The sequence below is a fragment of the Micromonospora gifhornensis genome, from assembly GCF_016863515.1.
In the GTDB taxonomy this organism is placed as follows: domain Bacteria; phylum Actinomycetota; class Actinomycetes; order Mycobacteriales; family Micromonosporaceae; genus Micromonospora; species Micromonospora gifhornensis.
Map to the genome: position 1 here is coordinate 1 of NZ_BOPA01000043.1, position 10,486 is coordinate 10,486.

Below are 10,486 nucleotides of genomic sequence, written 5' to 3' on the forward strand. Positions count from 1 at the left end.
CCCCCCCCCCCCCCCCCCGCCCGGCGGGCGACGTGCCGGTGCTCTGGTTCGGACAATGGTCCGGCCACACGACAAGGCCACCACCAAGGTCCAGTTAGCGCTATCACACAACCGCAGCCAGTGTTGCCCCCCATGCTTACTGTCGGCCAAGCCGGGCTATCCGACACGGAGGTGTCAAATGACAGGGGTTGACTGGCCAGAAGTACTGGTCGGCTTTCTGCTTGGTCTTGTGCCTTTGATCTCACGTCAGCTCTACATCTTGATCAAGTACACCCGGGCACCAGGACGCCGGAAGTATCTTGGTGTCTGGTGGACTTATCACCGTAGTACAACAGGTTCGGGAAAAATCATCGAGAGGCGCGTAAGCGTCCGGTATTCACTCATCTTCGACAGGCTTACCTTGCGCGAAGAAAACGCTCAAGAGGTGGGCGGAAACGCCGTTCCCCTCGTCTACTCCGGTCACATCTCTTCGCGTCAAGGCATGGTGAGGTATGTCGAAACCGCCCATGAGGCATCACATGAGCGGAATGTGTGGTTCCTCTTCGATCCGTTCCTTGATCCCATCGAACGGACGGTCGGGATCTATCTATCCCTTGACCTGAGAGGTCTTCCCAGTGCGGGGGCCCTGATGCTCTCCAGGGAGAGGGTGCCAAGCGAGGAGATGGACTCCATGCTGGACAGCCATGTGCTGAGAGTTGCTGAACTGTTGCCGGCAATCAATCACTAGCGTGTGTCGAAGTCGGTCACAGCCACTCGTTGATGGCGGCGAGGTGGATGGTGGCCTCGTACCGGACGGCCAGCTTGTCGAAGCGGGTGGCCACGGCTCGGTTGCGCTTGAGCCGGTTGACCCCGCACTCCACGGCGTGACGTTGTTGGTAGAGGTGCGGGTCGAAGGCCGGCGGTCGGCCGCCCTTGGATCCCTTTGCCCGCCGGTTCGCGTCCTGGTCGGCCTTGCTCGGGATAGTCGCGGCGATTCCGCGTCGGCGCAGGTAGGCCCGGTTCGCTTTCGAGGTGTAGGCCTTGTCGGCCAGGACCCGGTCTGGGCGGGTTCTCGGTCGGCCAGTCACCAGGCGGGGAACGCGGATGGCGGCCAGGACGGGGATGAACTGCGGGCTGTCGCCGCGCTGCCCGGCGGTCAGCACCATGGCGAGGGGCTTCTGCCCTTGCTCGCAGCCCAGGTGCAGCTTCGTGGTCAGCCCACCGCGGGAGCGGCCGAGCGCGTGGTCGGCCGGTTCGACGCTGACGCCGCCGGGTGGTTCGGCCTGCAGATCCCCCTTTTCCTCGCCCCGGCCGCGTGCTGGTGAGCGCGGGCGCTGGTCGAGTCCACGGACACGTCCCAGGTGATCCTGCCGGCCGCGTCGGCGAGGGCCTGCAACGCCGTCAGGAGCTGCTGCCAGGTGCCGTCGCGCTGCCAGCGGCGGAACAGGGCATACACCGCCGACCAGGACCCGTACTGCGGTGGCACGTCCCGCCACGGGGCACCCACCCGGATCCGCCACCGGATCCCATCGATCAACTGCCGCCTACTCCATGACGACGGTCGACCTGGCCGCTTACCCGCAGGCAGCAACGGCTCCAGCACCGCCCACTGCACGTCGGTCAGGTCGAACCGCCTCGTCACCGCTAGGGTGTCCACGAGGTCTCCGGTTTTCAGGTTCTGCTTAATCGCTGAACCATCTACCGGAGACCTCACTCGTTTTCGACCTCCGACACGTGTCGGCGTACGAGTTGGCGTGGCCAGTCAGGTACGACCAAACGTGCTCAGCCCCGCCGTACCTAGCGGGGACCTTCATGTTCGCGCCGACGCTGTCGCTCTCGACAAAACATCGATTGTCGTTGCAGCGTCCACAGACGCGGCCGAAGCGGGATCACCGAGCAGTTGAGGGCTGTTTGTGGTGCACGAGCGCTGCGAGTAGTGCCTCGGGACCAAGCCGACCCGCACCGCAGCCGCGCAGCGGCGAGGAGCGGAAGCGGCGCGGTAGGAATGTGAGCTTGACTTCCCGTCGGTGCCCACGACCATTTACCCCTCGATCCATAGGCACGAGACTGGTCCCGTCCATCCGTACCTACCTGGGCACGTTCACCCGTACGCCGACAACACGCGAAGATCTTCAAGCCACCTCAAGCCCTGGCACCGACTTCGACACACGCCCTAGGCGACGTGTGCCCACAGCCCGGACGTAGACCTCGTCCTCATCGTCCCTACCAGGGATCGCAACCGTGTGCCCGGCGGCGCGGCCTCATTCCGCCACCGTGTCCTCATCGCCCCTACCAGGGATTGCAATAAAGCACCGGCGGACGCTGGCGGCACGGCACCGGGCACAGGGCGGCGACGTCCAGCGGGGCAGGTGACGGACCTTCGCCCGCCACGTCGGCCGCTTCGGATCGGCCTCCGCACCACGGACGATCCTCGCCAAGGCACCGGGCTGCGGGAAGGCAAAGACCCGCCGCGCCCGGGCCTGCGGGTCGTAGCCGTTGATAAAGTGGGTCTCCGAGCCGCTGGCCTCGAACACGAACGGGCAGCCGCCCGTCGCGGGTCGGCGTCTTCAGCCGCACCGCGGGCGGCAGGCCCTCGGTGTACATGGTCGACTGCCACTCCACCCCGACAACGGTGTCCCTTCCAAGGCCCGGGCGCGCTGCTTCGCCTGGAGCCGAAGATCATCGGCCATTGCCCTCACAGTCAGTCGAGGTTAGTCGATCACGCGCACTATCCGCATCCTGCTGGTGACCGACCGACCATCATCTCAATCTTCCGACAGCCCGCCTCTGAGGAGCTGTCCAATCGGTGGGCCGGCCGGCTGGTCGAGCGCCCACGAAAGCCCGCCATGATCGATTCGGCGATGTCGAGCGCGCGGAGCAGCGTGTTGGACCAGTTCGACGGCGATCTGCTCGGCGGCTGGATGATCTTGGCCGAGGGCGTCCAACAAGGTGAGACCGCCCCGGGTGTGGAAGACGGTACGTCCGGGCTTGGCGGTTCCGAGGGCATGGTCGGCGGTCAGCGCCTTGACCTCCTGGTCGTCGGCGGGGTTGGAGTCCGGCATCAGCAGCCGAGCAGCCGCCACCACTGGGGGCGTCTCTGCCGAGTTGGTCTCGGCGATCCGGCGACGCTCCCAGGGCCAGCTCGCCGGTTGTTGGAGACTGACGAGGGGCTAGTCATCGAGCCGCGGCGGATGAAGATGGGTCCGGGTGACGTCGAATAGCTGTTCCACGCCGACAGAGACATGAGCCGGGTCTGGGTCACGCGGCCCGCGAAGCGGTGGTCGCCGTCGGGTGTTCACCACAGCTCAGCGCTTCCGGGCCACCATCAGCACATGTTCGGTCACTCCCGCCGGGACTCGCCCTGCAGCGCGTTCGGCTTGCCAGGACGAGTATCGGCGCCTCGGGCCACCCCGCCGTTCGCCCGAATTTGGCGTCAGCTTGTACGGGGCAAGTTGGTTGCCCAGCTCGTCCCCGCGGTGGGTGCAACCGTTCCCGATTCCATCCAGGTGGCCAAGGACTCCAGTACGTCGTGGACGTCACCGATGCCCATCTTGTATTGCACCGCCTTGCCGCCCTGCTCGGTGAATGCGGCGCAGTTGTCAGCACGGTCGTCGATCAGTGCAGCGTCCGCGAAGGTAAGGCCGTGTTCCGCAAGCCAGGGCCCGAAGAAGCGTTGGGGGTCTTCGGCCTTTAATGCTGCGACTTCGCTGGAGCAGATGATGTCGTCGAGAATGACGGCCCAGTCCGTTAGCGTCTCGGATTGCGGGGTAGGGCGACGCCTCTTGGCCCGCGCTCGGTCGAACGTCCGCAGGAAGCAGTCCATATTGTCGGTCGCCAAGACAACGAGGACATGTGATTTGATTTTACGGAGGGCTTCGAATAACTCGGCGTTGACTCGCATCTTTGCGCAGTCGACGTATAGTCGTCGCGTAAGGAAGTCTTCGCGGAATCGGCCATCAAGCTCGATATCCATAGACTTGATGATCTCTTCCGAGGAAAGTAGTCCTTTCATCCACTCGTTGGCTCTGCTCTTGAATACCTCGGCGAGGTTCGCTTCGAGTTGCGCTTTCAGTGGATGAGTGGCGCTCTCGCGTATTGACATCCAGAAGGGGTCGCGTGACAGGACGCTGTGCCAGTCCACGAAGACGACCTTGCCGGCTAGCGGCACCTGTTTCACGCGGGCGGCCCTCCTAGTTCGCAGCGGCTGTCGTCAGTAGGCCGCGGACCTGGGCTTGGGCGAGTTCGACCAGCTCGCTGGGGTCGAGTGTCGCGTCAAGCCACATGATCTTCTGATCTCCGGTGATCTCGGTGTAGTACGACCGAATCCCTGCGTTGAACTGCGCGTCGATGAAGATGCTGTCGTCGGGGAACTTCCCCCGGTTGCGCTCGTGCACCGTGGCCTGCGGCACGTCTAGGTATAGTACGAGATCGGGCCAGGATGGAAGGCGTGCCTCGGCCACGGCGCGCTGGGCGGGACCGAAGCATTGCAGCCCGGTGACCTGTTCGATGGCGTGGCGATGTGCGAGGAAGGTGTTCGGCCCCCGGTCTAGCAAGATCAGGTCGCTCTCGGCGTGCAACGCCGCCTCGGTTCGCGCCCGCTCGATGTGGATCAGCTCCTTGAGCCCGGCGGCGTCTTCGTCGAGGGTTCGGGGTACGGGGTTGGGAAGAAATCGGCCACCGCCGACAAAGTCGGCATAGCACCTCACGTGTGCGATGGTCAGCTGCGACAGCGCCTTCAGCAATCCTCGGCTGAGGGTGGTTTTGCCAGCGCAGCATGGGCCCTCGACGGCAACGATCACGGTTTGTGAGTTCATGGTCTACCGGCGCTCGGTTTTCCCGATGCCGGAGCCTCCTTTCACAAGGTTGGTGGCGCCGATGAGTCCGCCGATGCCGAACAGCACGGTGGCGAGGGGGCAGGTCAGGACACGGATCACGCGCCGCCGTAGGTTGTCTGGCGCGCCGAGGGTGCGGTCGGTGGCCACGAGTTGGGCGAGGTAGATCACGGTGACCGCGGCAGCCATGAGTTGGAGGGGCCCGGAGGCGAGGCACAGCGTGGCGAGGATTGCCGGGGCCGTGATGGCGCAGCCGAGCCATTCGCCGGCCGAGCCGAGTGCGGAGGCTGCTTGGAGCTGTGCGCGTGTGCCGGGTTTGGTCGACGGTTGGCGGAGGTAGCGCAGGGCGCGGGCCGGTCCGAAGAACCAGCGCGACGCCTGTTCGACCTGGGCTGTGATGGTGTCGGGGACGGCAGCGTGGTCGAGGCTGGCGACTGGCACCATCTCGGTGTTGTGCGATCCCAGGTGGAAGCTGTACTGCATGTCCTCCATGGGCGAGCCGGCCGGCAGCGGGTGGTCCAGCAGGAACGACAGTCGGACGCACAGTCCGTGTCCAGTGACGTGGGCGTAGACGTACGAGCAGACTGCGCGCTTGAGCCGTCCTACGCTGCTGGATCGGTTGATCAGTCGGGGTATCTCGAATCCGAGGACGAAGCGGTTGGCACGCAGTGCGCCGCCGTCGCACACCGCCCGAGTCAGCCCCCGTAGCGCTCCGTCCTCGCGGCGGATGGGCGCGCGTAGTTCGAACCGTGACGACTGGTGGAAGACGTGTGCGTTGGGGTTGGCGGTGATGGCGGCTTCGAAGCGGGTCAGCGCGTCGAGTGGTGGTCGTGAGTCGGCGTCGTAGCAGACAAGGTATGCGTCTGCGGGTGAGTCGTCTGCGAGCAGGGTTGACGCGCAGTGGTTCGCGGCGAAGTTCAGCTGATCGCCCTTGAGCCCGCCTGTGTGCGGGTAGTGCAGGTGGGTGAACTTCCCGGAGGTGGCGAGTTCCTTCACCATCGTCGCGGTGTCGCCGTCTGGCGATGGCTCGGTGGTTTCCCGGGCGGTGGTGACGATGATGACGTGTGCTCGGTGCCCTTCCGTGAGGCTCACCATGTGCTTGATCGTTTCGGCGATGATGGCGGTCTCTCGCAGTACCGGGATCACGACGAACAGGGCGGGCCCTCCCCCGGCCGCATCGACCGTGGCCGGGTGCGGCGCGGTAGTCAGGAACGCTCTGGACCGCGCGATCGCGGTGAGGATGAACAGCTGCCGCACAAGGATCGTCAGCATCACCACCGTGGCGATCATGAGCGGCTCGGGCGTTGCCGTTTGACACCGGCTCTGCCGTCATCGCCCACGGGGAGCCGGGTCGAGGCGAGCGCCTCCGCATCCGCGCCCTCACGATGTTCGCCGGTGCCCGTGTAGCGGATCTTGCGCTGCTGCTTGACGAAGTGTGTCGGGTCGTCGATCAGCGGCTTGTCGTAGGGGCGCGCCTCGTCTGCGCCCCATCGCGTGACGTACTGCTCATGGAAGCCGTCGCAGACTTGGCGGAGCGCGCAGTCGTCACAGGCCGGGGCGTGAACGTAGTGGTGGCGCTGCTGCTGCCTGCGTGAGGCGTCGAGGTACCACGCCGGATCTGGCTCGCCTTCGTGTCCGGTGTCGTACCAGGAGTTGTAGTCCCATTCGTGCGGGTCGTAGGGCAGTTGATAGCCGGTGTAGACGTGTGCTTCGTGGCCGGGGAGCTGGCAGGGTGGCATGTATCGGACGTTCGCCTCCACGCCGAGCGCGGTGCATCGGTCGATCGCGCGGGCCAGATGAGGGGCGATCTCGGAGTGCCGCGCCTGGAATGAGATCTCCGGGTCGGCGGTCCACTCGAAGTAGGGGTTGAAGGTCAGGAAGTTGACGACACGGGCGCCCGTCTGGCCGGCCAGCTCCGCGATGGCCTCCAGCTCAGTCAGGTTGTCCTTGATCATTGTGACGTTGAAACGGAACGGAACCCCCAGCTCGCGCAGGTTGTTCAGTGCCGCGATCTGCTTGGCGTAGTTGTCTCGGCCACGGCCGTGGATCTCCCGTACGGTGTCGCCGATGCCGTGGATCGAGACGAGGAAGTCGTGGATGCCGGCGTCGGCGAAGGCGCGTGCGTTGTCCATGTCGGCCAGGTGCATGCCGTGGGTGATCATCGTCGGGCGCAGGCCGATGTCCGCCGCGTGGCGGACGATCTCCAGCGCGTTGGGGTGCAGGGTCGGTTCGCCGCCCATGAAGTCGACAAATTCGTTGTGGTAGAAGTAGCGGAATTTGTCGATGGCGGCCCGCGCCTCGGTGGGTGGCATCCATGCCTTCGCGTTCAGGGAGACCTTTTCGTCGTAGCAGAACTTGCACCGGACGTCGCAGGTGAGCCCGAGCCACAGCACACCTCGGCGGGTGATCTGCCGTTGCGTGGTCCAGTCGGTCGCCAGCGGTGCTGACCTCATGAGCTGTCTCCTCGTCTGCCGTCAGATTCGTTGTCCGCTTACAGGTAGAGCTGTCGGAATCGGATGGCCCCTTCGACCTCGCCCGTGAGCACTCCGGCGGCCTCGATGAGTTGGAGGATCATCCGCGAGGCGGGGCCGGCATCCCCGTGCACGAGCCGTACCGCCGCGCGAGGGCTGTAGAGGATCGCTTGCGCGGCACGCCGGAAGGGGTACGGGTCGAACACGACCCGCTTGCCGGAGTGCTGCTTGTACTTGGCGAACAGGAGCACCTGGTAGATGGCGTAGAACCGGAACCGGCGGAAGTGTGCCCGCACCGTGGGTCGGTCCTCGTGCCACACCACCGCGTCGGGCACGATCGCGGCGCTGCTGCCCGTGAGGCCGAGCTTGTAGCAGATGTCCACGTCGTTGCCCGAGCGGAGGTCTTCGTCGAATCCGCCGACCTCGCGCAGGCGGGCGGTCACGAAGCCCGCGTTGGCCCCCGCCACGTACGGCAGGTGCAGTGCCGGAAGGTAGTTGAGTCTGTCTTGGCCGTTGACGATCGTTATCGCGTGCCGCTGTGTCCAGGTCTTCGGCGCGTACGGGCGGATCACGCCACCGATGACCGATGCCGGCCCTTTTTTAAGCGCCGCCGTCATGCGCTCGACCCACGGCGGATCGGCCACACAGTCCGCGTCGGTGAGCAGCAGGTACCGGCCACGTGCCACGGCCAGACCGGCGTTCCTCGCCGCCGCCGAGTTGGCATCCGGAAGGTGCAGGTACCGGATCATGTCGCTGGCGTCGGCCAGGTCACCGAATCGCTGGCTGCCGTTCTCTACGACGATGACCTCGTAGCGGTCGCGCGGCAGGGTCTGGTGCCGCAAGCTGTCGACGAGGCGGTAGATCCGCTCGTCGTCCTTGACCGGTACCACCACGGTGGCGAGGAGGTCCTCGGTCATGGGCGGAACTGCCGACACATGCTGGGCACGAGGCCGAGGGTCATGTTCCGCGGTGATGAGCACCGCTGACAGAACGGGATGCGCTTCTCACGGAACTGCTCGAACGCTTCGCCGCTCCACACCTCGGCCAAAGGCGTATCCATGACGTTGCCGACGACACCGACGTGCGAAATCTCCACCAGGCAGCACGGCAGCGCTGAACCGTTGGGCTCGATGAGGGTGTAGAAGTCCGGGACCCGGCAGGCCGCCTTGACCGAGTCCCTGTCCGGCCAGTAGATGCCCTGGGCGTAGTTCTCGTCCGGATTCTCCCGAGAGAAGAAGGTACCCATCACGTACTCGGCGTTGGCCTGGACGATCTCTGGCACGTCCTTGGCACGCAGCACCGCATGGATCGCGGGCACGACCTGGTCACGGAACTCGTTGATCTCCGCCACGGTCAGCAGCGATGCGCCGGTGTTGTCACCGTAGACGTTCATGAAATAGATCGATGCGATGCCGGTATCCACGCAGTGGGCGACCAGTTCGGGGATCTCCCGGAAGTTGTGCCGGGTGATGACGCACATGTAGTTCATGCGGAATTCCGGGGCGTCCGAGCCTGCCTCACGCACCACTTCGATGGCCTTCATGATCGTGGGCAGAGCGTTGCGGACGCCGCGAAGCTTCTCGTACCTCACGGGGTCCAGGGTGTCCACGGAGAAGTTCCACGCGCCGAGCCCGGCATCGATGATCTCCCGGGCTTTGTCCACCGTGACACCAGTGCCGACCGAGTTCATGAGAACAAATACGCCGGGATGCCTCTTCGCTGCTTTGATCACGTCGATGAGGTGCGGGTACAGCAGTGGGTCGCCGCCGCTGAGCTGTAGCTCTTCCATTCCCAGGGCGGCAGCCTCGTCAATCGTGCGCAATGCCATGTCCAAGGGCATGTGCCCTGGGTTGGGCATACGGACGCCGGCCTGACGAGGCACGACCTTGAGAGCTTGCTTTCGCTCTGCGACCATCCCCGTGTAGAAATCCTGCCGAAGGTCGCAGTACGGGCATTTGTGGTAACAGTAGACGGTGGGCTTTAGCACGAACTGCTTGAGCTGGCGAGCATGTGTCTGCATCGAGAACATCTCCCGTCGCTGGCGCTGTCATCGACCCTTACATCTATGCACGGCCAATCGTGACCACTGTTCCGGTGGTCTCGACTGATCGATTACAGCGAATCGCGCATCAGTCATCTATGCCACTCGCTACTCCCGAACAAACGGCCAGCATCGGGAGTCGGAAAGGTGTTTGACCAATCCGAGCCGACGGGGCGTTGCAGCCCTGTTCCGCCGTCCTGGCCCGGTGGCCGGCGGCAGAAGGACGGGGGATGCCCGCTGCCGCCGGCCCGGGTACCGGCTGCTGGACGTTGCCGCGTCCTGCGGCCGGTCGAGTAGCCGCCGCACGGCGACTACCGGGTGTGGACTGCTGAGAGCTACCGGGTCTCCCAGCCGCCCGGGTTTAGGCGGTTAGCCCGGGGTCGGGCGTAGGTAGACGGCCGATGTAGAGCGAAAGTCGCCGCCAGGGTTGGCCGGGCCGTCAGGAAGCGGCTGCGATCTCGTGGGTGCCGATCCGCAGTACGAGTTGGGCCGCTTCGTCGATGACGGCCTTCTGGTGGGGCTGGAGAGGTTCGGCCGCGTATTCGGCGACGACGGCGGCTAAGGGATCGGTGATGCGGGTGGTGGTGCCGGCGAGTTCTTCGAGGAATGCCAGGGTGCAGTACGGGACGTAGAAGGGGCTGTAGCCGCCTTCGTGGGCGGCGACGAGTCGGCCGTGGCAGAGCCGGTCTGCCGCGTTGGTGAGCATGCGGGTCATCGCACGGTAGGAGTCGGCGGTGAGCATCTGCCTCGCCATGGGGTCGAAGACGTTGGCGTCGAAGCCGTTGGCGAGCAGGATCAGGTCGGGTGCGAAACGTTCGAGTGCGGGAAGGACGACCTCGGTCATCGAGTGCAGGTAGCCGGCGTGACCGGTGCCGGGCGGTAGCGGCACGTTGATGGCGTAGCCGGTGCCGTCGCCTGCGCCGTTCTCGCGGATCCAACCGGAGCCGGGTGGAAAGCACCCCGCCTGGTGCAGGGAAATGGTGAGCACGCTCGGGTCCGTGTAGAAGATGGACTGGGTGCCGTTGCCGTGGTGGACGTCCAGTCCACGATCGCGATCCTCGGCAAGCCGAGTTCCGCCTGCGCGTGCCGGGCGGCGACCGCGATGTTGTTGAACAGGCAGAAGCCCATTGTCGGTTCTCACCGAAGACTTCAGGCCACCAAGA

The 10,486-nt window shown here is 65.2% G+C and carries 9 protein-coding genes and 1 pseudogene; 1 reads left to right on the top strand and 9 read right to left on the bottom strand.

Annotation, left to right across the window (positions count from 1 at the left end):
• The first annotated feature begins 178 nt into the window (after window positions 1-178).
• The gene (locus tag Vgi01_RS25910) at window positions 179-727 is read left to right on the top strand and encodes a hypothetical protein (RefSeq protein WP_204292819.1); all 549 of its coding nucleotides are present in this window, start codon (window positions 179-181) and stop codon (window positions 725-727) included.
• A 16-nt stretch (window positions 728-743) separates the two neighbouring features.
• Here Vgi01_RS25910 and Vgi01_RS25915 read toward each other — a convergent pair.
• From Vgi01_RS25915 to Vgi01_RS25955, 9 genes and pseudogenes are all read right to left on the bottom strand, one after another.
• Window positions 744-1,654, bottom strand: a protein-coding gene (locus tag Vgi01_RS25915; RefSeq protein ID WP_373307040.1) for an IS5 family transposase whose coding sequence is annotated in 2 segments (ribosomal slippage) — window positions 744-1,225 and window positions 1,225-1,654 — 912 coding nt in all. Because the reading frame shifts where the segments join, the coding sequence is not laid out codon by codon here.
• A gap of 1,090 nt (window positions 1,655-2,744) precedes the next feature.
• The gene (locus Vgi01_RS25920; protein ID WP_204292820.1) at window positions 2,745-3,041 is read right to left on the bottom strand and encodes a hypothetical protein; all 297 of its coding nucleotides are present in this window, start codon (window positions 3,039-3,041) and stop codon (window positions 2,745-2,747) included.
• Between the two features lie 371 nt (window positions 3,042-3,412).
• On the bottom strand, window positions 3,413-4,156 hold the full coding sequence (locus tag Vgi01_RS25925; protein WP_204292821.1) for an HAD family hydrolase: 744 nt from the start codon (window positions 4,154-4,156) through the stop codon (window positions 3,413-3,415).
• Between the two features lie 13 nt (window positions 4,157-4,169).
• Window positions 4,170-4,778, bottom strand: a complete 609-nt coding sequence (locus Vgi01_RS25930; protein ID WP_204292822.1) for an AAA family ATPase — start codon at window positions 4,776-4,778, stop codon at window positions 4,170-4,172.
• Window positions 4,779-4,796: 18 nt separating this feature from the next.
• Window positions 4,797-6,089 carry a glycosyltransferase family protein gene (locus tag Vgi01_RS25935; RefSeq protein ID WP_204292823.1) on the bottom strand — a complete coding sequence of 431 codons (1,293 nt, stop codon included), beginning with the start codon at window positions 6,087-6,089 and terminating at the stop codon, window positions 4,797-4,799.
• 8 nt (window positions 6,090-6,097) lie between these two features.
• Complete coding sequence (locus Vgi01_RS25940) at window positions 6,098-7,264, bottom strand: radical SAM protein (protein WP_204292824.1); 1,167 nt, start codon at window positions 7,262-7,264, stop codon at window positions 6,098-6,100.
• A gap of 38 nt (window positions 7,265-7,302) precedes the next feature.
• A complete protein-coding gene (locus tag Vgi01_RS25945) occupies window positions 7,303-8,199 on the bottom strand; it encodes a glycosyltransferase (RefSeq protein WP_204292825.1) in 897 nt (298 codons plus the stop codon).
• A complete protein-coding gene (locus tag Vgi01_RS25950; protein WP_204292826.1) occupies window positions 8,196-9,311 on the bottom strand; it encodes a radical SAM protein in 1,116 nt (371 codons plus the stop codon). The genes Vgi01_RS25945 and Vgi01_RS25950 overlap by 4 nt, the downstream gene beginning before the upstream one ends.
• 451 nt (window positions 9,312-9,762) lie before the next feature.
• A pseudogene (locus tag Vgi01_RS25955) lies at window positions 9,763-10,451 on the bottom strand (arginase family protein).
• Window positions 10,452-10,486: the final 35 nt, after the last annotated feature.

Bases quoted from the DNA above. Each gene is read 5' to 3' on its own strand.
- Vgi01_RS25950 (WP_204292826.1), bottom strand. From the start codon at position 9,311: ATGTTCTCGATGCAGACACATGCTCGCCAGCTCAAGCAGTTCGTGCTA.
- Vgi01_RS25910 (WP_204292819.1), top strand. From the start codon at position 179: ATGACAGGGGTTGACTGGCCAGAAGTACTGGTCGGCTTTCTGCTTGGT.
- Vgi01_RS25940 (WP_204292824.1), bottom strand. From the start codon at position 7,264: ATGAGGTCAGCACCGCTGGCGACCGACTGGACCACGCAACGGCAGATC.
- Vgi01_RS25920 (WP_204292820.1), bottom strand. From the start codon at position 3,041: ATGCCGGACTCCAACCCCGCCGACGACCAGGAGGTCAAGGCGCTGACC.
- Vgi01_RS25945 (WP_204292825.1), bottom strand. From the start codon at position 8,199: ATGACCGAGGACCTCCTCGCCACCGTGGTGGTACCGGTCAAGGACGAC.